General features: G+C 67.2%; 19 protein-coding genes. 13 read left to right on the plus strand and 6 right to left on the minus strand.

Annotation, left to right across the window (positions count from 1 at the left end):
* Positions 1-60: 60 nt before the first annotated feature.
* Positions 61-738: a YbhB/YbcL family Raf kinase inhibitor-like protein gene (locus VAR608DRAFT_RS34205; RefSeq protein ID WP_231973061.1), complete on the plus strand. Its 678-nt coding sequence runs from the start codon at positions 61-63 to the stop codon at positions 736-738.
* A 4-nt stretch (positions 739-742) separates the two neighbouring features.
* Here the strand turns inward: VAR608DRAFT_RS34205 and VAR608DRAFT_RS34210 are convergent, their stop codons facing one another.
* Together VAR608DRAFT_RS34210 and VAR608DRAFT_RS34215 are read right to left on the minus strand one after the other, a co-directional pair.
* A complete protein-coding gene (locus VAR608DRAFT_RS34210; RefSeq protein ID WP_088958102.1) occupies positions 743-1,561 on the minus strand; it encodes a creatininase family protein in 819 nt (272 codons plus the stop codon).
* A gap of 24 nt (positions 1,562-1,585) precedes the next feature.
* Complete coding sequence (locus VAR608DRAFT_RS34215) at positions 1,586-2,938, minus strand: PQQ-dependent sugar dehydrogenase (protein ID WP_231973062.1); 1,353 nt, start codon at positions 2,936-2,938, stop codon at positions 1,586-1,588.
* A 133-nt stretch (positions 2,939-3,071) separates the two neighbouring features.
* On the opposite strand from VAR608DRAFT_RS34215, the gene VAR608DRAFT_RS34220 reads away from it, so the two are divergent.
* From VAR608DRAFT_RS34220 to VAR608DRAFT_RS34240, 5 genes are all read left to right on the plus strand, one after another.
* Positions 3,072-3,815, plus strand: coding sequence for an alanyl-tRNA editing protein (locus VAR608DRAFT_RS34220; RefSeq protein ID WP_088959137.1), 744 nt, complete (start codon positions 3,072-3,074; stop codon positions 3,813-3,815).
* 47 nt (positions 3,816-3,862) lie between these two features.
* The gene (locus VAR608DRAFT_RS34225; protein ID WP_172843939.1) at positions 3,863-6,061 is read left to right on the plus strand and encodes a protein-disulfide reductase DsbD family protein; all 2,199 of its coding nucleotides are present in this window, start codon (positions 3,863-3,865) and stop codon (positions 6,059-6,061) included.
* Positions 6,062-6,156: 95 nt separating this feature from the next.
* Complete coding sequence (locus VAR608DRAFT_RS34230; protein ID WP_088959139.1) at positions 6,157-6,849, plus strand: thioredoxin family protein; 693 nt, start codon at positions 6,157-6,159, stop codon at positions 6,847-6,849.
* A 160-nt stretch (positions 6,850-7,009) separates the two neighbouring features.
* Entirely contained in the window at positions 7,010-8,113 is a 1,104-nt protein-coding gene (hemE, locus tag VAR608DRAFT_RS34235) for a uroporphyrinogen decarboxylase (RefSeq protein ID WP_088958104.1), read from the plus strand.
* A 371-nt stretch (positions 8,114-8,484) separates the two neighbouring features.
* Complete coding sequence (locus tag VAR608DRAFT_RS34240; RefSeq protein WP_088958105.1) at positions 8,485-10,581, plus strand: primosomal protein N'; 2,097 nt, start codon at positions 8,485-8,487, stop codon at positions 10,579-10,581.
* 17 nt (positions 10,582-10,598) lie between these two features.
* Here the strand turns inward: VAR608DRAFT_RS34240 and VAR608DRAFT_RS34245 are convergent, their stop codons facing one another.
* Complete coding sequence (locus VAR608DRAFT_RS34245; protein WP_157731193.1) at positions 10,599-10,808, minus strand: hypothetical protein; 210 nt, start codon at positions 10,806-10,808, stop codon at positions 10,599-10,601.
* A 206-nt stretch (positions 10,809-11,014) separates the two neighbouring features.
* Between VAR608DRAFT_RS34245 and VAR608DRAFT_RS34250 the strand changes: the two genes are divergently transcribed.
* From VAR608DRAFT_RS34250 to VAR608DRAFT_RS34270, 5 genes are all read left to right on the plus strand, one after another.
* Complete coding sequence (locus tag VAR608DRAFT_RS34250) at positions 11,015-11,722, plus strand: hypothetical protein (protein ID WP_231973063.1); 708 nt, start codon at positions 11,015-11,017, stop codon at positions 11,720-11,722.
* Positions 11,723-11,938: 216 nt separating this feature from the next.
* Positions 11,939-13,720 (plus strand): IS1634 family transposase, encoded by a 1,782-nt coding sequence (locus tag VAR608DRAFT_RS34255; RefSeq protein WP_088958107.1) that lies wholly within the window; start codon positions 11,939-11,941, stop codon positions 13,718-13,720.
* Positions 13,721-13,897: 177 nt separating this feature from the next.
* The gene (locus VAR608DRAFT_RS34260) at positions 13,898-15,997 is read left to right on the plus strand and encodes an ATP-dependent helicase (RefSeq protein ID WP_088958108.1); all 2,100 of its coding nucleotides are present in this window, start codon (positions 13,898-13,900) and stop codon (positions 15,995-15,997) included.
* Entirely contained in the window at positions 15,994-16,461 is a 468-nt protein-coding gene (locus VAR608DRAFT_RS34265) for a hypothetical protein (protein WP_088958109.1), read from the plus strand. Before VAR608DRAFT_RS34260 ends, VAR608DRAFT_RS34265 begins: the two co-directional genes overlap by 4 nt.
* 2 nt (positions 16,462-16,463) lie before the next feature.
* Positions 16,464-17,645 carry a phospholipase A gene (locus tag VAR608DRAFT_RS34270; protein WP_231973064.1) on the plus strand — a complete coding sequence of 394 codons (1,182 nt, stop codon included), beginning with the start codon at positions 16,464-16,466 and terminating at the stop codon, positions 17,643-17,645.
* A 9-nt stretch (positions 17,646-17,654) separates the two neighbouring features.
* Here the strand turns inward: VAR608DRAFT_RS34270 and VAR608DRAFT_RS34275 are convergent, their stop codons facing one another.
* Positions 17,655-18,857 (minus strand): ammonium transporter, encoded by a 1,203-nt coding sequence (locus VAR608DRAFT_RS34275; RefSeq protein ID WP_088958111.1) that lies wholly within the window; start codon positions 18,855-18,857, stop codon positions 17,655-17,657.
* 357 nt (positions 18,858-19,214) lie between these two features.
* Here VAR608DRAFT_RS34275 and VAR608DRAFT_RS34280 point away from each other — a divergent pair, with 357 nt between their 5' ends.
* Together VAR608DRAFT_RS34280 and VAR608DRAFT_RS34285 are read left to right on the plus strand one after the other, a co-directional pair.
* Positions 19,215-20,585, plus strand: coding sequence for a hypothetical protein (locus VAR608DRAFT_RS34280; RefSeq protein ID WP_088958112.1), 1,371 nt, complete (start codon positions 19,215-19,217; stop codon positions 20,583-20,585).
* Between the two features lie 102 nt (positions 20,586-20,687).
* Positions 20,688-21,077, plus strand: a complete 390-nt coding sequence (locus tag VAR608DRAFT_RS34285; protein WP_088958113.1) for a hypothetical protein — start codon at positions 20,688-20,690, stop codon at positions 21,075-21,077.
* 585 nt (positions 21,078-21,662) lie between these two features.
* On the opposite strand, the gene VAR608DRAFT_RS34290 is transcribed toward VAR608DRAFT_RS34285, so the two are convergent.
* Together VAR608DRAFT_RS34290 and VAR608DRAFT_RS34295 are read right to left on the minus strand one after the other, a co-directional pair.
* Entirely contained in the window at positions 21,663-22,583 is a 921-nt protein-coding gene (locus tag VAR608DRAFT_RS34290) for a nucleotidyl transferase AbiEii/AbiGii toxin family protein (protein WP_088958114.1), read from the minus strand.
* Positions 22,580-23,179, minus strand: coding sequence for a type IV toxin-antitoxin system AbiEi family antitoxin domain-containing protein (locus VAR608DRAFT_RS34295; protein ID WP_088959141.1), 600 nt, complete (start codon positions 23,177-23,179; stop codon positions 22,580-22,582). Before VAR608DRAFT_RS34295 ends, VAR608DRAFT_RS34290 begins: the two co-directional genes overlap by 4 nt.
* Between the last annotated feature and the right edge of the window lie 91 nt (positions 23,180-23,270).

A 23,270-nucleotide genomic window follows, 5' to 3' on the forward strand; every position in this document is an offset into this window, starting at 1 on the left:
GGTTGAGGAAGGAAGGCGGCGCGAGCCGGCGCCAGGCCATGCGGTTTTGATGATAGCCGCGTGAATCGCTCCTACACACCCGGTGCGCCCCGACGCTATATAAAGAACGGCATGCTCGAAAAACTCCCGGATGCGATCGGCCATGCCTTGCACGAGGTGCGCGCAGGACTGGAGAAGATCGCCTTCAACACCCTCGGCCTGCGGCAGGGAATGGCGTCGATCACGATCGCCAGCCTCGCGTTCGCCGATCACGCGCCGCTGCCCGCGCGCTACACGGCGGACGGCGAAGGGCATTCGCCGCCGCTGCACTGGACCGGTGTTCCGGCCGGCGCGGCTTCGCTGGTCCTGCTGGTGGAGGACGCGGACTCGCCCACCCCGCACCCGCTGGTGCACGCGATCGCCGTCGATCTTCCGGCCGCCGACGGAGGGCTCGCCGACGGCGCCCTGTCGGACGACGACGATGAACCGGGCGTCCACACCGGCCGCAACTCCTACCTGCGGACCGCCTGGCTGCCGCCCGATCCGCCGCCGGGCCACGGCGTGCACCGCTATGCGTTCCAGATCTTCGCGCTCGGCACAGCGCATGAATTCTCGGCGAGCCCGGGCCGCGACGAATTGCTCGATGCATTGAAAGCCCACGCGATCGCCAGCGGCCTGCTCATCGGCACCTGCGAGAGGCACGATGGGTCGATCAAGATCGGCAACGCCGTGCCGACCGGCGCCGTGCCCGCGAGCTGAGCAGTCAGGGATTCGGCGGGTTGCCGATGGTCGCGAGCGGCAGCCGCGAAACCTCGGCGAGCAAGGCCGCGAGCTGCGCTGCCGCGGCATCGACGAGTGCGCGGCCTTTTTCGGCGGTGGCTGCGGCGGCGTTTCCGGCGGCGCCGGCGGGGTTGTAGTCCTCCATCGCCCAGCCCAGCTTGGCGCTCTTGCCGTTGCCGAGGATCGGGTAGTCGCGCGCGCGGCTGCGCGAGGTCGAATCGAAATTGCGGGCCGCTTCCATCGCGACGCCGGCCGGCGCGAGTGCCAGCATCATCGAGGTTTCCATCTCGCCGGCATGCACGCCGAAGCGGTGCTCGTCGGCGCTGAACTGGGCGCCCGCATCGCCGAGCGGCAGATTGAACCAGCTCACGCCGTAGACGATCAGCTCGTGCGCCACGCGCAGTTCGCGCGCCACGATGTCCATCGCGCCGACATGCCCGCCGTGGGCATTGAACAGCACCAGCTTCCTGATGCCCGCGCGCGCCACGCTGGCGCCGATCTCGCTCCAGAGCCGGATCAGCGTTTCGGACGACAACGTGAGCGTGCCCGGGAAGCGCGCATGTTCGGGGCTCAGCCCGATCTGCTGCGTGGGCAGGAACAGCACCGGGAGGTCCGCCGCCAGCAAGGGCAGCGCCGCCTCGACGATGCCGTCCACCAGCGTCGAATCCACGCCAAGCGGCAGGTGCGGGCCATGCTGTTCGGTCGCGCCCAGCGGCAGCACCGCGACGGTCGTGCCCGGATCGAGCGCGGCGAAGTCGCGCGTGGTGAGTCGGGACCAGAAGCGGCTGGCGGGGGCATTCATGCGGGCGATCTTAGTGCCCTGGCTTCACTTGCGGGCGACGCGCCAGACGACATTGCCGACATCGTCGGCGACCAGCAGCGCGCCGCTCTTGTCCAGCGCCACACCGACCGGGCGGCCTTGCGCCTTTTCGTCGGCCGAGAGGAAGCCGGTCAGGAAGTCCACCGGCTGCCCGCTCGGACGGCCATTGGCGAAGGGCACGAACACCACCTTGTAGCCGGCCATCGGCTTGCGGTTCCACGAGCCATGTTCGCCGATGAACGCACCGTTCGCGAATTCGGGCGGCATGCCGCGCGGACTCGAAAAGGCGATGCCGAGCGGTGCACGGTGCGAGCCGAGCGCGTAGTCCGGCACCACGGCCTTCGCGACCATGTCGGGGCGCTGCGGCTCGACGCGCGCATCGACATGATGGCCGTAGTAGCTCCAGGGCCAGCCATAGAACGCCCCTTCCTTCACCGACGTGAGGTAGTCGGGCACGAGGTCGCTGCCGAGCTCGTCGCGCTCGTTGACCACCGCCCACAGCGCCTGCGTTGCGGGCTCCCAGTCCGCCGCCACCGGATTGCGCAGGCCGCTCGCGAAGAGGCGCTTCTGGCCGGTCTTCGCGTCCACCTCCCAGACCGAGGCGCGCCCTTCCTCGGCCGCGAGGCCGTTCTCGCCGGCATTGCTGTTGGAACCGACCGTCACGTAGAGCCTGGTGCCGTCGCGGTTCGCGACCACGTGCTTGGTCCAGTGGTGATTGATGCCGGCCGGCAGATCGGTCACCTTGACCGGCACCGCGCCGATGCTCGTCTCGCCCTCGGTATACGGCACCTTGACCAGCGCATCGGCGTTGGCGATGAACAGCTCGTGGCCGACCAGCACGACGCCGAAGGGCGACATCAGCTTGTCGATGAACACCTTGCGCAGGTCGGCGACTCCATCGCCGTCGGTGTCGCGCAGCAGGGTGATGCGGTTGGCGCTCGGCACCCCGGCGCCGGCGCGCCCCTCGACGATCTCCGTCGCCATGTCGCGGAACTTCGCGGCCAGTCCCTTGCCTTCGCCGCCTTCGGGCCTGGGCGGCCGGTTGCTCTCCACCACGAGCACGTCGCCGTTGGGCAATGTGTAGACCATCCGCGGATGGTCGAGCCCGCGCGCGAAGGCGGTGACGACGAAGCCTTCGGGCGCGGTCGGGCCGGCCATGTCCGCCCAGCCGACGGGCGGCGCGATGTGGATGGTCGGGATCAGGGTCTTGACCGGCGGCGGCAGTTCAGGCGTCGGCCCGATGCCGGCCTCGGCGGGCAGCTTCGCGGCCTCGCCGCAGGCGCCGAGCAGCGTGGCGACAGCCAGCATGGGCCCGGAGATCGCCGCGCGCACGGCGCGCGGAGTGAGCGCTCTCATCATCATCGACATCCTTGGATCGGCACGAAATGGCATCCGTTTGTATCCTGCAATCGGCTTCGCGTCCGAGTGTCGGCGACGGGCGCTTCCAGGCGTGGGAACCACCCGGGCATGGCGCGGCCGCTACCATCACGCGATGACCGACGAACTGTTCCGCTCCGACGCCTACCTGCGTGACTGCGAAGCCCGCATCCTGCGCGTCGAGGAAAGCGGCATCGTGCTCGACCGCACCGTGTTCTATCCGCAGGGCGGCGGGCAGGCCGGCGACAGCGGCTGGCTGCGGCTGGCCGATGGCCGCGAGATCGCGATCGCCGATACCCGCAAGGCCAAGGACGCCGAGGGCAAGGCGACCCAGGAGATCATCCATGTGCCGGCAGCCGGCCAGGAAGCACTGCTGGATGCGCTGAAAGCCGGCGACGGCGTGACGGCGCGCATCGACTGGGAACGCCGGCATCGGCTGATGCGCTTCCACACCGCCACGCACCTCTTGTGTCACCTGGTGCCGCAGCCGGTCAACGGATGCTCGATCACGCCCGAGTACGCGCGGCTGGACTTCCACATGACCGAGCCGCTCGACAAGGAAGCGCTCACCGCCGCTCTTGCGCAGCTGGTCGCGGCCGGCCATCCGCTGACCGTCGGCGCGATCACCGACGCCGAGCTCGATGCCAACCCCGCCCTCGTGAAGAGCATGAGCGTGCAGCCGCCGCGCGGCGCCGGCACCGTCCGCACGATCCGCATCGGCGAAGCGCAGCTGATCGACTTCCAGCCCTGCGGCGGCACCCACGTCGCCAACACGCGCGAGATCGGCGCGGTCGTCGTGACCAAGATCGAAAAGAAGAGCGCCAACAGCCGCCGCGTGGTGCTCGGATGGGCGGCGTGAAGCACGCCCCGGAACTTCGACCGGGGCAGCCGCTCCGACTGAACCGCATGGCAATTCTGATTCCTCGACACGCCGCGGGCCTCTGGCTTGCCGCCCTCGCCGCCGTGGCCGCCCCCTTGCCGGCCGCGGCACAGCTCTCCCCCCGGGTCGGCCCGGTCGTGACGACGCCCCACGTGCGCGCCGAACTGATCGCGCATGCGCCCGATGGCATCTCGCCCGCAGCGCCGGCCTGGGTCGGATTGCAGATCACGCACCAGCCCGAGTGGCACACCTATTGGAAGAACGCCGGCGATTCCGGCCTGCCGACCGAACTGGCGTGGACGCTCCCGCCCGGCGTGTCGATTGGCGACATCGCATGGCCGGTGCCGCGCAAGATCCCGATCGGCAATCTCGCCAACTACGGCTACGAAGGCACGGTGCTGCTGCCGGTGCCGCTCACGGTGGGACCGGACTTCAAGGCGGCCGCGTCGCTGACCGGCGCGCAGGAACTCGACGTCCGGCTCAAGGCCTCCTGGCTGGTCTGCCGCAAGGAGTGCATTCCCGAGGAGGGCGAGTTCCAGCTCAAGGTGCCGCTGCACGGCTCGACCGCCCTGCACAGGAGCGACTTCGAGGCCGCATGGGCCGCCCAGCCGGTCGCGCTCGACAAACCCGGCGGCATCACGATCGACGGCAACAAGCTGCAGGTCCGGCTCGACGGGCTGCCCGCATCGGTTCGCGGCAAGACGCTGGAATTCTTCCCGGAGACCGGCGAGGTCGTCCACACCGCGGCGGTGCTCGGGAAGGACTGGACCCAATCGTGGCAGGGCGAAGCCTGGACCGCGACCATCCCGCTCGCGGAACAGCGCAGCGCCAGCCCCGCCGTGATGCCGGTCGTCGTCGCCCTCGCCGATGCCGACCGGCAGCCGGGCCAGCCGATTGCGTGGCGGGCCGAGGCGCCGGTGACCGGCGCCTGGCCCACGACGGCTTCCAAGGCCCAGGTCTCCCCGGCATTGCAGGCCGCGCTCGAAGCCAACGCCGGCGCCCCGCCGGCGCCGCGAACTTCCGGCACGCTCGTCGCCGCCCTGCTGGGCGCCTTGATCGGCGGCCTGCTGCTCAACCTCATGCCCTGCGTGTTCCCGATACTGGCGATCAAGGTGCTGAACTTCACGCGGCACGCGGAGGACCGCCGGCGGCATCGCGTGGCCGCGATCGCCTACGCCGGCGGCGTCATCCTGTCCTGCCTGGCGCTCGGCGGCGCGATGCTCGCGCTGCGCGCGGCCGGCACCCAGCTCGGCTGGGGGTTTCAACTGCAATCGCCGGCGGTCGTGGCCGCGCTCGCGGCGCTGTTCACGCTGATCGGGCTCAACCTCGCGGGGCTGTTCGAGTTCGCCAGCGTCGCGCCGAGGTCGCTCGCGGCGGCGCAGGTCCGGCATCCGGTGGTCAACGACTTTCTCTCGGGCGCGCTCGCCGTGGTGATCGCATCGCCCTGCACCGCGCCCTTCATGGGCGCGTCGCTCGGTTTCGCGATCGGGCTGCCGGCGGCCGAGGCGCTGCTGATGTTCGCCATGCTCGGGCTCGGGCTGGCGCTGCCCTACCTGCTGGCGGGCTTCGTTCCGGCGGTGGCGCTCCTGCTGCCGAAGCCGGGCGCGTGGATGCAGACCCTGCGCCGCCTGCTCGCATTTCCGATGTTCGCGACGGTCGCCTGGCTGGTCTGGGTGCTCGGCCAGCAAAGCGGCATCGACGGCGCGGGCGCGCTGCTCGGCCTCCTGGTCTGCCTCGCGGCCATCGTCTGGGCGTTCACCTTGCGCGGCCGCACCCGGCTCGTGGTCGCGGGCATCGTCATCGCCGCGACCGCCGCGCTGACGGCCGCGATCGGCGGCAACGTCCTGCGGGTCGCCGAGCCGGCCAGCGCCGCAGCATCGGCGGGCGACCGCTGGCAGCCCTGGTCCGAAGCGAAGGCCGCTGAACTGCGGGCAGCCGGCCGGCCGGTGTTCGTCGACTTCACCGCCGCATGGTGCGTCACCTGCCAGTACAACAAGCGCGCCACGCTTTCCAGCGCCGAGGTGCTCGCCGATTTCGACGCCAGGAACGTCGCCCTGCTGCGCGCCGACTGGACGCGGCGCGACCCGGCCATCACCGCCGCGCTCACGGCGCTGGGCCGCAGCGGCGTGCCGGTCTACGTGCTGCAGGCGCCGGGAAAGGCGCCGGTGGTCCTGACCGAGATCCTCAGCACGGAGGAGGTGCGCGCGGCGCTCGCCGGACTGTGAGACCATGAACCGGTACGGGTTGTCACAAACGCATGAAGAATCCGTTCTAAGCTCTCGTGGTTGTTGAGTTTTATCGATTGGAGTTCAAGCTGACCATGTCGTCATCGTCATCTTCCGATTCCCGTTCCTACCGCGCCGCGCGCCGGGCCCGGGCCGCATTGAGCCGCGCCTCGCGCCGCGCCGTGATGACGGCCGCGGTCGCCCTCGGCGCCACCTTCCTCATGAATGCCCAGGCCAACGCGGCCCCCGCCGTCGGCCAGCCGGCGCCCGATTTCATCGCCGTCGACACCGCCGGCAAGCCGCATCGCCTGTCCGATTTCGCGGGCAAGTACGTGGTCCTCGAGTGGACGAATCCCGGCTGCCCGTTCGTGCGCAAGCACTACGGCAGCGGCAACATGCCGGCCACGCAGAAGGCCGCCACCGACAAGGGCGTCGTCTGGCTCGCCATCAATTCGACCGAGCGCGCCGCCAGCGACTACCTGCAGCCGCAGGCGCTCGAAGCCTGGATGAAGGAACATTCCGGCGTGCCGACCGCGGTGCTGATGGACGAGGACGGCGTGATCGGCCGAACCTACGGCGCGCGCACCACGCCGCACATCTTCATCGTCGACCCCAAGGGGACGCTGGTCTATGCCGGCGGCATCGACAGCATCGCCTCGGCCCGCACCGAGGACATCGAGACCGCCACCAACTATGTGAACCAGGCGCTTCGCGAAGCCTTCGGCGGCAAGCCGATCAGCGCGGCGACGACTCGCCCGTACGGCTGCTCGATCAAGTACAAGGCCTGAAGTAACGAGTAACCCCCCAGCCTCGCCCACTGCGTGTGGCTCTGCACCCGCCTGCTGGGGGCGCACCCTGCGGCCCGGCAGAGCCGGTTCCGCGGGTGCCTGCGAAGGGGCGCCTGCTGCGCGGCCTCGGTTGGAGCCGGGGCGCTGCGACAATCGGGGGATGCCTTTCGCCCCCCTCAAAAACGACACCTTCCTGCGCGCCTGCTGGCGACAGGCCACCGACCACACGCCCGTCTGGCTCATGCGGCAGGCGGGGCGCTACCTGCCCGAATACGTGGCGACGCGCGCAAAGGCCGGCAGTTTCATGGGGCTCGCCACGAATGTGGACCATGCGACCGAGGTCACGCTGCAGCCGCTCGCGCGCTATCCGCTCGATGCCGCGATCCTCTTCTCCGACATCCTGACGGTGCCCGACGCGATGGGCCTCGGCCTGTCGTTCGAAGCCGGCGAGGGGCCGCGCTTCGCGCGCCCGGTGCGCGACGAGGCGGCGATTTCCGCGCTCGCCGTGCCGGACATGGACCGGCTGCGCTACGTCTTCGATGCCGTCACCTCGATCCGCAAGGCGCTCGCCGGCCGCGTGCCGCTGATCGGCTTTTCGGGCAGCCCGTGGACGCTCGCCTGCTACATGGTCGAAGGCGCCGGCTCCAGCGACTACCGGCTGGTCAAGACGCTGATGTACAGCCGCCCGGACCTGATGCATCGCCTGCTCGGCGTCAATGCCGATGCGGTGGCCGCCTACCTCAATGCGCAGATCGCGGCGGGCGCGCAGGCGGTGATGGTGTTCGACAGCTGGGGCGGCGTGCTCGCCGACGGCGCGTTCCAGGAATTCAGCCTCGCCTACACCGCGCGCGTGCTGGCGCAACTGCGCCGCGACGGCGCCGACGGCCGGCCGGTCCCGCGGATCGTGTTCACCAAGGGCGGCGGCCTCTGGCTGCAGGACATGCGCGCGCTCGACTGCGAAGTGCTGGGCCTCGACTGGACCGTGAACCTGGGCCGCGCGCGCGCCCTCGTCGGCGAAGGCGAGGGCGGCAAGGCGCTGCAGGGAAACATCGACCCGAACGTGCTGTTCGCGCCACCGTCGCAGATCGAAGCAGAAGTTGCCAAGGTGCTGCAAAGCTTCGGCAAGCCACACACCGACACACAGACGAACGGCGCGACGCACATCTTCAACCTCGGCCACGGCATCAGCCAATTCACGCCGCCCGAGCACGTCGCAGCGCTGGTTGCGGCGGTGCACACACAGTCCCGAGCCCTTCGCGCATGACCGTATTGTTATGACTTGTAAACAGCGAGATCGCCGATCCGATGTTTGTCAAGGGCTAAAAAGCGTGAGGAGGGACTGACTTATGCACAAAACAGCTGTTGCGGTGCGCAAAACGTTCTAGCGCGCGCCAAGCGCTGCTCCTAAAGCGATAGCGTCGCTAAGTCATTGATTTATATGGGTTTTGAACTTTGCTTTTTTTGCGGGCATTCCAGCCGGAGCCTTGATTTCCGGGGCTTGGCGGCGCGTCAAGCCCCAATATCAACAAAGTTATCCACAGAAAATCTGGATGATGTGCAAAGCGCTGACAAATCAACAACTTAGGTCGTTTTGCTCAAAGTCGCTTTAACAAACCCGTCATCCTGGAGCCGGCGTTGAATTGGCGAATCGACGTCGCGGTTCAGACGCCGGCGCACAGCGCACTAGGGGATGTCCTTAGCTACGCCAGTGGCGCGCCGCTGACGCCCGGGGCCTTGCTACGGGTTCCGCTGGGGCGCCGCGAGGTGCTCGGCGTCGCCTGGGCGGTCCGGCAGGACGACGCCGGGCCGGAGGCAATGGAACTCAAGCCGATCGGCGCCGTCCTCGACGCGCTCGCCCCGCTCGGCGACGCCTGGCGCGACCTGGTCGCCTTTGCCGCCCGCTATTACCAGCGCTCGCTGGGCGAGATCGCGCTGGCCGCCCTGCCGCCGCAACTGCGCGACCTTTCCGCGGTCCAGCTTGCGCGGCGGCTGAAGCGAAAGGGCGCCGCTGGCGCACCGGCGGCAAGTGCCCCTGCGCCGTCCCCGGCGACGCTCAGCGCCGAGCAGACCGAGGCGCTGGCGCGATTCGACGCGGAAGCAGGCCCGTTCCTGCTTTTCGGCAGCACCGGGAGCGGCAAGACCGAGGTCTATCTGCGCGCCGTCGCCGCGCTGCTGGCGCGCGAGCCGCAGGCCCAGGCCCTGGTGATGGTGCCGGAGATCAATCTGACGCCCCAGCTCGAAGCCCGCTTCAAGGAGCGCTTCGGCCCGGACGCGGTGGTGTCGCTGCACAGCGGGATGACGAACCCGCAGCGGCTCGCGAGCTGGCTCGCCGCGCACAGCGGCGCAGCGAGGATCGTGCTCGGCACGCGCATGGCGGTCTTTGCGTCGATGCCGGCGCTGCGGCTCATCGTGGTCGACGAGGAGCACGATCCCAGCTACAAGCAGCAGGAAGGCGCCCGCTACTCGGCGCGCGACCTGGCCGTCTGGCGCGGGCGGCGCGAGAACGCCAAGGTGATCCTCGGCTCCGCCACCCCCTCGCTCGAAAGCTGGCACCAGAGCCGTCCGGCCGCAAGCGACGATCCGGGCGGCCGCTACCTGCGGCTGGCGATGCCGTCGCGGATCGGCACCGGCGCGCTGCCCAGGGTGCGGCTGGTGGACATGAACCTGCAGCCGCCGAAGACGGTGCTTTCGACCGCGCTGCTCGATGCCATCGGCCAGCGCATCGCGCGCGGCGAGCAGAGCATGGTCTTCCTGAACCGCCGGGGCTACGCGCCGGTACTGGCCTGCGGCGACTGCGGCTGGAAGAGCGAATGCCCGCACTGCAGCGCCTACCGGGTGTTCCACAAGATCGACCGGACGCTGCGCTGCCACCACTGCGGCTTCACCGAGCGCGTGCCGCGCGCCTGCCCCGAATGCGGCAACCTTGACATCGCTCCCGTGGGTCGCGGTACCGAGCGCCTCGAGGAACATCTGGGCGAGCTCTTCGCGGCAGTCCGGCGGCCCGACGGCAGCGCAGTGCGCATCGCCCGCATCGACGCCGACAGCACCCGCAGGCAGGGCGCGCTCGAATCGCAGCTCGCCGCCGTTCATTCGGGTGAAGTCGACGTGCTCGTGGGCACGCAGATGATCGCCAAGGGGCACGACTTCCGGCGCATCACGCTGGTGGCCGCGATCAATCCCGACGGGGCGCTGTTTTCAGGCGATTTCCGCGCGCCGGAGCGGCTGTTCAGCCTGCTCATGCAATCCGCCGGACGCGCCGGGCGCGATGCGGCCTACGTCTCGGCGCAGGGGGCGACCGCGGAGATGTGGATCCAGACCCATCACCCGCAGCATCCGCTCTTCGCCGCGCTGAAGCGGCACGACTATCCGGCGTTCGCCCAGGGCGAACTCGAAGACCGCGCCGCCGCCGGCATGCCGCCCTTCGCTTTCCAGGCGCTGCTGCGCGCCGATGCGCGCACGCAGGAAGCGGCGCAGGCATTCCTGGGCGCCGCGAATGCCGCGGCCGATGGTCTGCCAGGTGCGCTGCAGGTCACGCGCTATCCGGCGGTGCCGCTGGCGATCCAGCGCGTGGCGAACGTGGAACGGGCGCAGATGCTGCTGGAGAGCCCCTCGCGGGCGGCCCTGCAACGGCTGCTTTGCGGCTGGCAGGCCGTGCTGCATGAATTGAGGCGCACGCCCGAGGGCAAGGGCGTGATCCGGTGGCTGGTGGACGTGGACCCACACAGCATCTGAGCGATCCGCGCTGCCGGTCACAACTGGCCGACCGGCTCCTTGCCCATTTCGACGTACTGCAGGCTCGAGCGCTTTCTTCGGCTCGCAGCACTGGGCCATACCAGCAGCACCATGCTCAAGAGCCCCGCGCCCAGCGCGGCGCCCGTGCGCAGGGCGCCCATGTGCCAGAACAAGCCGGCCATGGTGAGCCAGACCAACCACAAAGCCCCTCGCAACCATGTCGTCATGTCAACTCTCCCGATCCAGGAAACCACTTTAGCAGCGCTCGTGAAAACCTAAGAACTAACAGTATGGAATATTTGGCACTATTGCCTTATTGCGGGGCCTGGCGTGTAGGAAATACTCTGAAACAGTAGTTGACGGCGCATTGAAGCGTTGCCCAAGCTACCGGAAAAGGATGGTTCCAATGACGGATCCGACAAGGGGTGGAAAAGTGAAATCGCCGTTCGCAGTCTTGTGGGGTATTTCGCTCGCGTTGCTGTGGCCGGCAGCGCTTTCTGCGGAGCTGGATCTGCAAGGCAGCCGGCTCGTGGTGAGCGGCATGCTGGACGGCACGGTCATCAAGGCCTTCGAGGAGCATCTCGCGACCGGCCACATCCGGACGGTGGTGTTCGAGAACTCCCTGGGCGGCACGCCGGAGATGGCCAGCGAATACGCCCGCGCGATCCGGGCCAGCGGCGTCAACACCGAGGCCAAGGGCCAGTGCCACGCAGCCTGCGCCTATGCCTTCCTGGCCGGCAAGGAGCATCGCTTCGGCCGCGGCTTCCAGGTGAACGGCCTGCTGATCCCGGTCGACGGACGGCCACGCCCCGCCGATCTCGTGAGCCGCTGGAACGGGGACGACGGCGTGCGGACGCTGGCGGATTTCATCGCGCCCCCGGCGCAGGCGACCCCGAGTGGCGCGGACGCCACCGCGGCCGCGACGCCTGCGGCCGAAGCCAATGCCCCGGCGGCCGTCCCGGGCGCCGCACCCAAGGAACGCTGGCAGCCCAACCAGGGCGTGCTGTTCGTCTCGACGCCGACGCTGTTCGGCCGCGTCTACAACAGCTTCTACTGTGACGGGACGCAGGGGCGCGACATGTCGCGCTGCGAACTGCTCTCCGACGCCGACCCGTACAAGCTGGGCGTCCTGACACCGTAGTCCGGGGCGCCGCGTGCGGCCATCCCGCGACCCGCGGGATGCAGTTCAGCACAGCGCGCAACTAGCCCATCTTTCTCAACTCAACCCTGATTTCGACGATTTTTTGGGTGTTGATCGACGCAAGTGATTGATCCGTATAGGGGTGACTCGGCAAAACGCTTGTAGTGGAGACCTTGGTCCTTGGCATGCAGGCGAGCGGTTCCTAAACTGCGGCGCATGTTCTTGCGCTGCAACCGACGCCTGAAGGACGGCAAGACGCACGAGTATTGGAGCGTGGTGGAGAACCGCCGACTCAGCGATGGGCGTGTGGTGCAAAGGCAGGTGCTCTACCTGGGCGAGATCAACGCGAGCCAGCGCGAAGCCTGGCGCAAGACCATCGAAGTGCACGACGAGGGAACGAGACGCCAGGTGGCACTGTTTCCGGCCGGCTCGATGCCTGCGGACGACGCGAATGCGATCGGCATCCGTCTGGATCAACTGCGCCTCGAACGCCCGCGCCAGTGGGGGGCGTGCTGGCTGTCGTGCGTGCTGTGGCAGCAACTCGAACTCGATGCCTTCTGGAGCGCTCGCCTGGCGCCCTCGCGTGAAGGCACACCCTGGCTGCAGGTGCTGCAAACGCTGGTGGCCTATCGGCTGATCGACCCTGGCAGTGAATGGCGCCTGCACCGGCATTGGTTCGACGCCAGCGCGATGGCCGACCTGCTCAATGCCGACTTCGCATTGGCCGAGAAGAACACGCTGTACCGCTGCCTGGACAAGCTCGCAGCGCACAAGGACGAACTGTTCAAGTTCCTGTGCCGGCGCTGGGGCGAACTGTTCGGGGCGAAGTTCGACGTGCTGCTGTACGACTTGACCAGCACCTACTTCGAGAGCGACGTGGAGCGCAGCGAACACGACAAGCGCCAGTACGGCTACAGCCGCGACAAGCGAGGCGACTGCCGCCAGGTGGTGATCGCCTTGATCGTCACCCCCGAGGGCTTCCCACTGAGCTACGAGGTGCTCTCGGGCAACACCGCGGACGCCACGACGCTGGGCGACTTCCTCGATCGCATCGAGCAGCGCTACGGACGAGCTAACCGGATCTGGGTGATGGACCGCGGCGTGCCCACTGAAGACAGCCTGGCGAAGATGCGCCGCATGGGCGCCTCCTATCTCGTGGGCACACCCAAGGGGCGGCTGACCAAGCTCGAGCAAGGCTTCCTCGCACAGCCGTGGCAGCGCGTGCGCGAAGGCGTCGATGTCAAGCGCCTGGGCGCTGAGGAAGACACCTACGTGCTGGCGCAAAGTGCGGCACGCATCGACAAGGAGCGCGCGATGCGGCAACGCCGGCTCGGTCGCTACGTGCAACGCCTGCAGGCCTTGCAAGGCCAGACGCTCACGCGCGATCAACTGCTCATGAAGCTCGGTGCGGCCAGGCATGAGGCCGGGCGAGCCGCCCATCTGATCCAGGTTCGGCTGCCCCAGGCCAGCAGCAGTTCCAAGACGGCATCCTTCGAGTTCGAGCTCGATCGCGCCCGACTGCGCCAGGTGCGCCGCCGCGAGGGGCGCTATCTGCTGCGCACCAACCTCAGTGCCCACGATCCCGCCCAACTGTGGACGTTCTACATCCAGCTCACCGAGGTCGAGCAGGCGTTCAAGGAACTCAAGCACGATCTGGCCATACGCCCCATCTACCACTCCAGCGAGCAGCGCATCGAGGCCCACATCTTCGTGGCCTTCCTCGCCTACTGCCTGCAGGTCACCTTGAAGGCCCAACTCAAGCGCCTGGCGCACGGCATCACGCCTGGCGAGGTGATCGCGAAGTTCAAGACCATGCAGATGGTGGACGTGCACGTGCCCACCACCGATGGCAGAGAGCTCGTGCTGTCGCGATACACCCAGCCCGAGGCCGATCACCGCATGCTGCTGGATCTGCTGCGGCTGAAGCTGCCCGATCAACCGCCCCCGAAGATCACAGCCAAACAAGGCCGCATCACCGCCGAACCCATCGCGCTGTAGTGGAGACCTTCGAGTTCGTGCTGAATCAAATCAAGCACTTAGCCGGCTTCACCCCTCCCAGTTGAGAAAGATGGGCTAGCGCAAAAAACGGCGCGGGTCTAGCACAAATCGCGGCGCTGACGCCAGCGGGCCGCCCCGTATCATTGCCCGCTTTGCGCCTCCCGTTCCCGTCTTTCCATGTCCTCCGGTCTCAATTTCGCGCAGCAAGAAGCGGTCAACTACATGCACGGGCCCTGTCTCGTGCTCGCGGGCGCAGGCTCCGGCAAGACGCGCGTGATCACCCACAAGATCGCGCGGCTGATCCAGGCGGGCCTGGAGCCCAAGCGCATCGCCGCCATCACCTTCACCAACAAGGCCGCCGCCGAAATGCGCGAGCGCGCCAAGGGGCTGATCGGCCGCGATGCGAAGAATGTGGTGGTCTGCACCTTCCATGCGCTCGGCGTGCGCATGATGCGCGAGGACGGCGCGGTGCTGGGCCTGAAGCCGGCCTTCAGCATCCTCGACGCCGACGACGTGTCGAAGATCCTGAAGGACGCCGGCGGCACCAGCGACCTGGCGACCGCGCGCATCTGGCAGTGGACCATCAGCAAGTGGAAGAACATGGGCCTGAACGCCGAGCAGGCGGAAGCGCAGGCCGCCGATGACAACGAGCGCATCACCGCGCGCATCATGGCGCGCTACGAAGAGCGGCTCGTCGCCTACCAGAGCGTGGATTTCGACGACCTCATCGGCATGCCGCTCAAGCTGCTGCGCGAGTTCGACGATGTACGCGCCAAGTGGCAGGCGGCCCTCGGTCACATCCTGGTCGACGAATACCAGGACACCAACGCCACGCAGTACGAGGTGCTCAAGGCGCTGGCCGGCGAGCGCGGCCGCTTCACCGCGGTGGGCGACGACGACCAGTCGATCTACGGCTGGCGCGGCGCGACGCTCGACAACCTGCGCAAGCTGCCGATCGACTACCCGAGCCTCAAGGTCATCAAGCTGGAGCAGAACTACCGCAGCACGAGCGCGATCCTGCGCGCGGCGAACAACGTGATCGGGCCGAACCCGAAGCTCTTTCCGAAGACGCTCTTCAGCGAACTCGGCGAGGGCGAGCCGGTGCGCGTCGTCGACGCGGACAACGAGCAGCACGAGGCCGAGCGCGCGGTCGCCCGCATCCAGAGCCTGCGCGCCGGCGATGCCAGCTCGCAGGGCCAGCAGTTCAGGGAATTCCGCGACTTCGCGATCCTCTACCGCGCCAACCACCAGGCCAGGGTGTTCGAACAGGCGCTGCGCAAGGCGCAGATCCCGTACAAGGTCTCCGGCGGCCAGAGCTTCTTCGACCGCGCCGAGATCAAGGACCTTTGCGGCTGGTTCCGCCTCTGGGTCAACAACGACGACGACCCGGCCTTCCTGCGCGCGGTGACCACGCCCAAGCGCGGCATCGGACACACCACGCTCGCGAGCCTCGGCACCTTCGCGAGCCAGTACAAGCTCAGCCTGTTCGAGGCGCTCTTCAGCCCCTCGCTGCCCAGCGTGATGTCCAAGCGCGCGCTGGACGGCCTGCATGAATTCGGCCGCTACATCAACGATCTCGAATACCGCGCGCGCCGCACCACGGGCGCCGAAGCCTCGCGCGCCTTCCTCGCCGAGTGGCTCAAGGAAATCGACTACGAGAAGCACCTCTACGACGGCGAGGACAGCGAGCAGGCCGCGGCCAGCCGCTGGACCAACGTGCTCGAGTTCTGCGACTGGATGTCCCAGCGCTGCGGCGGCCAGATCGACGATGCCTCCGGCGCGACGATCGAGAACGAATCCAAGAGCCTGCTCGAAGTGGCGCAGACGATCTCGCTGCTGTCCACCATCAGCGAGCGGGAACAGGAACAGAACGTCGTCACGCTCTCGACGCTGCATGCCTCCAAGGGCCTGGAGTGGCCGCACGTGATGCTGATCGGCGTGAATGAAGGCCTCTTGCCCTTCAAGCTCGACGACGACAACGGCCGCCAGGAAAAGGTCAGCGAGAGCACGCTGGAGCGCCTGCAGGAAGAGCGCCGCCTCATGTACGTCGGCATCACGCGCGCGCAGCGCAGCCTCGCGGTGAGCTGGACCAAGCGCCGCAAGCAGGGCCGCGAGACGGTGGCCGCGCAGCCGAGCCGCTTCATCGCCGAGATGGCGCTCGACAAGAACACGGTCCGGGAAGACCCGCGCGAAAAGCTCAAGGCGCTGCGCGCCGAGTTCGCGCGCAAGGTCCAGGACAACGCAGCAGCCGCGGCCGCCGCCGCATCGGCACCATGAAGCGCGCACTGCTCGCCGGTCTGGCGGCAGCAGCCTGCCTGCTCTCGGGCAACCTGCTGGCGCAGGATGCAGCGCCTGCCGCAACCGCGCCCGGCTGTCCCGCGAGCGCATCGGACATGCCGCTCGAAATGCTCTTCGGCACATGGGAGGCGCGCTTCGAAGGCTTGCCGGGCGTGGCCAGGGTGCAGCTCGCCAGGCATCCCGACTACGCCGGCGTGCGCGGCACGATCACGCGCGGCGGCGACACGCCGGCCGGCGTCGCGCAGCTCGCCGGGGACGTCGACGAGGACGGCTACCTGAGCCTCGACGAATCGTCGGACGGACGCACGATCAGCGGCGTCTGGCTGGGACAGCTCCAGGCCGCCTCCTGCGGCAAGGAATTCAAGGGAGTCTGGCGCAACGCCGCGGACGAGAGCACGCGCCCGTTCGTGCTGACCAAGACCAACGACAACACAGGGAAATGACGATGAAGGTGGACATTCGCATCTTCTTTCTCGCGACGCTCGTTGCGGGACTCGGCGCGACCACCGCGCAGGCGCAGTCCGTGAGCACCCCGCCCAGCCCGCTCGCCGACGCGCAGCTCACCTGGCAGGAATGCCAGCGCTTGACCGGCAACAACGAAGCGCGCCTGGCCTGCTTCGACCGCTGGGCGCAACAGCAGTCGCTGCCCGCCGCGGCGGTGCCGCCGGCGCCGCCGATCCTGGCCAACACGCCGCCCCCCACGCCCGTGGACACTTCCATGCCGGCGACCCGCGTGGTCTCGGTCGCGACGGTCGACGGCTGCCGCGACCGCCAGTACGGCTCGCTGTCGCGCTTCTGGGAGCTCGAGGCCGCCACCGATTGCGGCACCTTCGGCTTCCGCGGCTACCGCCCGCTCAATGTTTCCCTCGGTGTCGCGGCGCACGACCCGGAAACCCCGACCTCGCCGGCGCCGGGCCGCAATGGCGTGGACCGTGCCTATCAGGCACAGGACATGCGCCTCGGTCTTTCGCTGCGCACCAAGCTCGCGCAGGGACTGCTGACCCACGACGACCCGAACAAGCGGGATGCGCTGTGGTTCGGCTACTCGCAGCAGTCGACATGGCAGGTGTTCAATGAAAACCTTTCACGGCCCTTCCGGACCACCGATCACGAGCCGGAAATCATCTACTCCTACCCCCTCGACTACCAGCTGCCCGGCGGCTGGCGCATGCGCTACACCGGCCTGGGCCTGAACCACCAGTCGAACGGCCAGGACCTGCCGCTGTCGCGAAGCTGGAACCGCATCTACCTGATGGGCGGCGCCGACCTGGACGACCGCTACATCATCACGGGCCGCATCTGGAAGCGCATCGCCGAAGACGGTTCCACGCACATCGATCCGAGCAAGGACGACAACCCGGACATCGAGGACTACATCGGCCGCGCGGAGGTGAAGGGCATCTGGAACGTCAACCGCGACAACCAGCTCGGCGTCACCGTGCGCAACAACCTGCGCCCCAGCGGCAAGGGCTCGATCCGCCTCGAATGGCTGAAGGCGATCGGCGACCCGGCGCGCAGCAACCTGCGCTTCCACACGCAGTTGTTCTACGGCTACGGCGACACGCTGCTCGACTACAACAAGAAGCGCACGGTCTTCATGCTGGGCCTGAGCCTGGTGGACTTCTGACCTGAGGGCCTACCAGCTCACCTCGCGCTCGGGCGTCGCCGAGATGCGGTGGATGGAGATGTCCGCGCCGTCGTACTCCTCCTCCTGGGTCAGCCGGATGCCCACGGTGGACTTGAGCGTGCCGTAGACCGCCGCGCCCGCCACTGCGGCCCAGGCGACGCCGATCACGACGCCGATCGACTGGGCAATCAGGCTGACACCGCCGATCCCGCCCAGCGCCTTGCTGCCGAAGATGCCGACCGCGAGCCCGCCCCAGGTGCCGCACAGGCCGTGCAGGGGCCAGACGCCGAGCACGTCGTCGATCTTCCACTTGTTCTGCGTCAGCGTGAACATCACCACGAAGATCGCGCCGGCCACGCCACCGACCACCAGCGCACCGAGCGGATGCATCACGTCGGAGCCGGCGCAAATGGCCACCAGCCCCGCCAATGGACCGTTGTAGACGAAGCCCGGATCGTTCCGGCCGAGCGCGAGCGCGACGAGCGTGCCGCCCACCATCGCCATCAACGAATTCACCGCGACGAGGCCGGAAATCTTGTCGATGGTCTGCGCGCTCATCACGTTGAAGCCGAACCAGCCGACGCAGAGCACCCATGCGCCGAGCGCGAGAAAGGGAATGTTCGACGGCGGATGCGCGCTCAGCGAGCCATCGCCGCGGTAGCGATTCCGGCGTGCGCCGAGCAGCAGCACCGCCGGAAAGGCCAGCCAGCCGCCCACCGCATGCACCACGACCGAGCCCGCGAAGTCGTGGAATTCGCTGCCGGTCAACGAGGCGATCCAATCCTGGATGCCGAAGGCCTTGTTCCAGGCAATCCCCTCGTAGAACGGATAGACGAAGCCCACGATCACCGCTGTCGCCACGAGCTGCGGCCAGAACTTCGCGCGTTCCGCGATGCCGCCGGAAATGATCGCGGGGATTGCCGCCGCGAAGGTCAGCAGGAAGAAGAACCTCACCAGCTCGAAGCCGCTCTTCGCGGACAGCGCCTCGGCGCCGACGAAGAAATGCGTGCCGTAGGCCACGCCGTAGCCGACGAGGAAGTACACGACCGTCGACACCGAGAAGTCGACGAGGATCTTGATCAATGCATTGACCTGGTTCTTCCTGCGGACCGTGCCGAGTTCGAGAAAGGCAAAGCCGGCATGCATGGCCAGGACCATGATGGCGCCAAGAAGGATGAAGAGCGCGTTTGCGCCCTGAGTTAGTGCGTCCATGGAGAGCTTGCGAGAGGAAATGTCTTGTTGTGGTGCGATTCGCCGTGTTTGCGCGAATGACCGTCGATTGCAAGCAAAAATGGTGCCTGAATAGCGCAGTTGTGGTGCCGATTGATCCACTTCATTGCGCTGCGCACCGAAAAAGGAGCGCTGATTTGGTGCGCCGGAAACTGCGTTTTTCGGCACCCGTTGCCAGGGTCCGCAACGGCTACGACATTGCCAGCGGCCATGCAACGTCATTCTCGAGGAACTGGCCGCCAGGATGTAGCTGGTTACAGTATGTTGTCTTTTGGCCTAAGCTCGTCTCGGCCACGAAGCAAAAAAGCAACACAAATACATCTTGGTGGAGAAGAGCGAATGAAGAAGTGGAACCTTGCCGTCGGCCTCCTGGCTGCGGTGGCATTGGCCTCCTGCGGCGGCGGCGGAGGGGGCGGCGGCCTCGGTGGAATCGCAGCGACAGTGCCCAAGCCCGCGTTGACCACGACGGTGAAGATCAACGGCCAGGCCGCGACGGCCCAGAGCGCAGACCAGTACGCCGTGAAGCCGGGCGATACGGTGGAGATCACGCCCAGCCAGAGCGTTTCGTGGACCAGCAGCAGTTCGCCGGTTGGCATCAGCGCCAACGCTCTTGCCAGCACACCCAGCCAATGGAGCGCACAGTTGGTCAACGAGACCTCCGCGCCGGCCACCTACACGGTGACTGCATCGGCGGGCGCGGCGGCGGCAAACACCAAGTCGCTGCAATTCGTGGTGGCGGGCGGAGACTCGCGCAACGGAAGCTACAAGGCTTTTGCCACCAACGGGACCCGGCAAACGCTGGCGCTCAACTTCGACACCAGCACCTACACGTGGACCGACAGCAATAACGTCGTGCTCACCGGAAGCTTTGCCGCGGATGCAAATGAGGCTGGCACCTATGTTTTCCAGTCGGCCCGGATCACCACCGTGGCCAACACCGCGCGCTTTCACCTCAACCAGGACACCGTGGTCGGGGCGTTCCCCTTCGTCGTGACGCAATCGACGACCGAGACCTACGCGATCCAACCCTTCGTGGCCTCGCGAGCGCTGGAAACGCAGCAGGCGGCGCTGGACGGCGTCTACAACCGCTTCGGCATCGACGTAGGCCCGAGTGCGCAGAGTTCCGACATTTCCCAGTTCCAGATCTCAGGAGGCGGAACGACGCTGGTTCGCTGCAACGACGGCAACATCTCCCGGATCGAGCTATGCCCGCCCGCCAGTCTGCAGACCTGGCAGATCTCACCGGGCAGCGTGAGCGGCATGTGGACCATGGTTGATACGGCCTCGCCTTCGAACACTGCCAACATCGCGCTGGCCCGCATCGGCAACCAGAGGATTTTCCTGATTGCCGGGAAGTCCTTGAGCGACCCACACACCACCGTGTTCCGGATCGGCGTGCCCGAGAGCACTGCCTGGCCTGCCGGCACCGGTTACGGCACTGCCACCCCGGGCTCGTGGGGACGCGTCCAGGTCGCGGCCAACAACACCTCGACGCGCAGCGGCGTCGCGACCGACGGCAGCGCAGTGCAGACCTTCAACACCTTCTATTCGATGGCGCCCAGTCAACCGAATGGCATGCGCCTGCTGCCCAATACGAGCACTGGCGCGACCTACTTCACAATGCAGGGCGCCAACATCTTCGCCATCGTCGGAGCCAACGACCCCTCGCATGGCACCAATGGCTATCTGCAGATCAGCTTGATGGATTGAGGACAGGGCCGGTACGGGGGCGCCGCCCTGCATCTGGGAGCGCCGGGCAACGTTGCGAAACCCCGCCCTTGACCGCCCCGCAAACAAGAATCAAAAAGATCGATGAAATCTGCTTATGCGACCTTGGGCACCGCCAGTGCGGAAGAAATCGCGGAGGCCTTTCAAAGAGCGTCAAGTTACTACTCTCGTGAGCGTCTTGTCGAAAATCCGGATCTCATCGAAAAACTCGACGAGATCAGAGAGGCGTACAAGGTCCTGTCGAATGTCGAGACGCGCGAGGCGCATGACAGGAAGCTGAACCAGACCGTCGCTAGACGGGTCGTTCGCCCGGTGGCCGCCCCCGAGAAGGAATCCTTCGGTCTGGGAAGTCTGGTCAAGGTACTGGCAGCCTTGGCGATTGCCATGTTCGCGACCGGCGCCTACCTCGCGCACACCCGGGAACAAGCGCGCCAGGCGCAGGCGGCCGAAGAGTTGGCGCGAAAGAAGATTTGAAGCGGAGGCCGCGGCCGAGGAGGCGAGGCAAAAGGAGGCAGCAGAAGCACAGAGGGCGCGCAGAGACGCGCTCGCAGAAGCACGGGAGCGTCAACTGCGCGCCGAAAGCATCGTGGTGGCAAGACAAACCGAAGCCTTGGCAGCGATACAGAAGGCCAATGCCGACCGCCAGGCAGAAGCCGCCCGCAACGCTGAAAAGAACGAGGAACGCCGGCGCGCTGCCGAGGCGGAAAGAAGGCTGGCAGAAGACCGGTGGATCATCCGGAGGCACTGACGTGCACTTCCGCCTGCAGCAGAGGGGCGTCGAGCGCATGGTGCTGCATGAACCCTGAAAACAAGAAAGCCCGCTACCAATTTGATAGCGGGCTTTCCTTTGCCCATGCGGGCTTTAACTGGTGGTGTAGTTCCCTGCTACAGGAAACCAGCCTGCCGCATGGGCGGGTCCACCATGGGCGTGATTATACGTGATGGGCGCATCCGAGGAAAAAACGGACGTCCCCGCACATTTCCTCCCTGTGTCAGGCACCGAACAGTCTGCGGTTCGATCCTCAAACACGGAATCGAATGCGGCCCGTCGGCCCAAGGTCAGGACGCATCCCATCCCGCGCCCGCGCGCCACTGGCGGTCGAAGCCGTCGCCCGCCGTGAGCGCGGTCAGCACTGGCGACAGGAACTCGCGCAAGGCATCGATCACCGCAGCCAGCGGCATCGGCTCCAAGGCGTTCTTGCGTTGAAAGCCCGACCACTGCATGTTCTTCTGCTCATGCAGGGCGAACTCGTCGGTGAGCCCGAGCGGCAGGCCCGACGGGATGCCCGTGCCCCGGCGCTCGAAGGTGGCGCGGACGGCCTGGGCCAGCACGGCACCGTCGAAGTCGGAATGCCGGGACAGAATCCACAGATCGAAGTAGTCCTTCATCCGGCTGTTGAGGATGCCGAGCGAGGCCATTGCTTCGAACTTTTCGGCGACGACCGTGTAGCGTGGATAGACCCGCAGCTGCGGTGATGGCATCCCTTCGAGGATGACCGGGTACTGTGCATCCTCCGGGCCGGGCACGACGGCGTCGCCGAAGCCGATGTCGATCTGTACCGGCAAGCGCGCGCCGTCGAGCAGGCCGATCAGCGTCACGCGCACGCCCGCGTAGTTGGCCTCCTTGCGGATCTCGGCGGCCTTCACCGTGTCGGCCTGAAACACGATGCCGTCATCGCTTTCGATCTGGCTGATCTGGCGGAACAGATTTTCCAGATGCGGCAGCTCGGCGGAGCCGAAGCCCAGCAGGTCGGCATCATGCGTCGGGCGATGCGGCACGTCGAACCACAGGTCGAACAGCAGCGCGCCCTTGAGCAGAAACTGGCCGCGATCATCGGAAACGCTCAGGCGGTACAGCATCCGCTCCAGCCCGTAGCGCGTCAGCAGCAGGTTGAAATCGAGCTTTTCGGCGCGGGCCTTGTTGCGCAGTCGGGCACGAACCGACGCCGCATTGTTCCGAGTAGCGTTGCGCTGGTTCATGCCAGGCTCTCCAGATAGGGGCGCATCACGTTGGCCACGCGGTCGATCTTGGCGTAGTGCCAGATCTGGTCGCTGGTCATGCGCTTTGCATTCCAGGCTTCACGCAGCGCCTCCAGCGCCACGTCCAGCCCGATCTTGTTGCGGTACTTGAAGCAGTCGGCCACTGTCTTGGCAACGCTCGTGACGCGGACGGTGACGCCATCGACGACGTGTTCCTCGACGCCCTCGGTCAGCGCCGCGCCGGAAAAGCGGACGAGGCGCAGCGGCGGGTAGTCCAGCTTCGGCGTGGCGGCCTTGTTGTCGATGGCCAGCCAGACCTCGAACGGGGCCTGCGTCGTCAGGTCGTGGAAGCGCAGCGCCGACAGCAGGCAGACCACGCCCTTGGGAACGCGTCGCGCGACTTCGGCCAGCGTGCCGTGGGCCGACACCGGACGCGCGATCAGGCCGTACAGCCCGCGCCCGACGCGTTCCAGTTGCCCGCGCCGCACGGCCCGCGTCAGGGCTACCCGGGGGATGCCCAGCGGGGCCAGATCGTTGGGGCGCACCAGTCCCTGCGCGCGCACCAGGTCGAGCAGCTTGTCGACGGTCGTGTCCATGTCGGGCATATTGTTCCATAACATCGGTAGATGTCAATAACAACCGATGAATAGGAACCGCGCCACTGGGCGCATACCCGGGTGACAAGCG

Source organism: Variovorax sp. HW608, assembly GCF_900090195.1.
GTDB lineage: Bacteria > Pseudomonadota > Gammaproteobacteria > Burkholderiales > Burkholderiaceae_C > Variovorax.

Excerpts from the sequence above, each read along its gene's own strand:
- VAR608DRAFT_RS34210 (WP_088958102.1), bottom strand. The coding sequence starts at position 1,561 with ATGAATGCCCCCGCCAGCCGCTTCTGGTCCCGACTCACCACGCGCGAC.
- VAR608DRAFT_RS34215 (WP_231973062.1), bottom strand. The coding sequence starts at position 2,938 with ATGATGAGAGCGCTCACTCCGCGCGCCGTGCGCGCGGCGATCTCCGGG.
- VAR608DRAFT_RS34220 (WP_088959137.1), top strand. The coding sequence starts at position 3,072 with ATGACCGACGAACTGTTCCGCTCCGACGCCTACCTGCGTGACTGCGAA.
- VAR608DRAFT_RS34225 (WP_172843939.1), top strand. The coding sequence starts at position 3,863 with ATGGCAATTCTGATTCCTCGACACGCCGCGGGCCTCTGGCTTGCCGCC.
- VAR608DRAFT_RS34230 (WP_088959139.1), top strand. The coding sequence starts at position 6,157 with ATGTCGTCATCGTCATCTTCCGATTCCCGTTCCTACCGCGCCGCGCGC.
- hemE (WP_088958104.1), top strand. The coding sequence starts at position 7,010 with ATGCCTTTCGCCCCCCTCAAAAACGACACCTTCCTGCGCGCCTGCTGG.
- VAR608DRAFT_RS34245 (WP_157731193.1), bottom strand. The coding sequence starts at position 10,808 with ATGACGACATGGTTGCGAGGGGCTTTGTGGTTGGTCTGGCTCACCATG.
- VAR608DRAFT_RS34255 (WP_088958107.1), top strand. The coding sequence starts at position 11,939 with ATGTTCTTGCGCTGCAACCGACGCCTGAAGGACGGCAAGACGCACGAG.
- VAR608DRAFT_RS34260 (WP_088958108.1), top strand. The coding sequence starts at position 13,898 with ATGTCCTCCGGTCTCAATTTCGCGCAGCAAGAAGCGGTCAACTACATG.
- VAR608DRAFT_RS34265 (WP_088958109.1), top strand. The coding sequence starts at position 15,994 with ATGAAGCGCGCACTGCTCGCCGGTCTGGCGGCAGCAGCCTGCCTGCTC.
- VAR608DRAFT_RS34270 (WP_231973064.1), top strand. The coding sequence starts at position 16,464 with ATGAAGGTGGACATTCGCATCTTCTTTCTCGCGACGCTCGTTGCGGGA.
- VAR608DRAFT_RS34275 (WP_088958111.1), bottom strand. The coding sequence starts at position 18,857 with ATGGACGCACTAACTCAGGGCGCAAACGCGCTCTTCATCCTTCTTGGC.
- VAR608DRAFT_RS34280 (WP_088958112.1), top strand. The coding sequence starts at position 19,215 with ATGAAGAAGTGGAACCTTGCCGTCGGCCTCCTGGCTGCGGTGGCATTG.
- VAR608DRAFT_RS34285 (WP_088958113.1), top strand. The coding sequence starts at position 20,688 with ATGAAATCTGCTTATGCGACCTTGGGCACCGCCAGTGCGGAAGAAATC.
- VAR608DRAFT_RS34290 (WP_088958114.1), bottom strand. The coding sequence starts at position 22,583 with ATGAACCAGCGCAACGCTACTCGGAACAATGCGGCGTCGGTTCGTGCC.
- VAR608DRAFT_RS34295 (WP_088959141.1), bottom strand. The coding sequence starts at position 23,179 with ATGGACACGACCGTCGACAAGCTGCTCGACCTGGTGCGCGCGCAGGGA.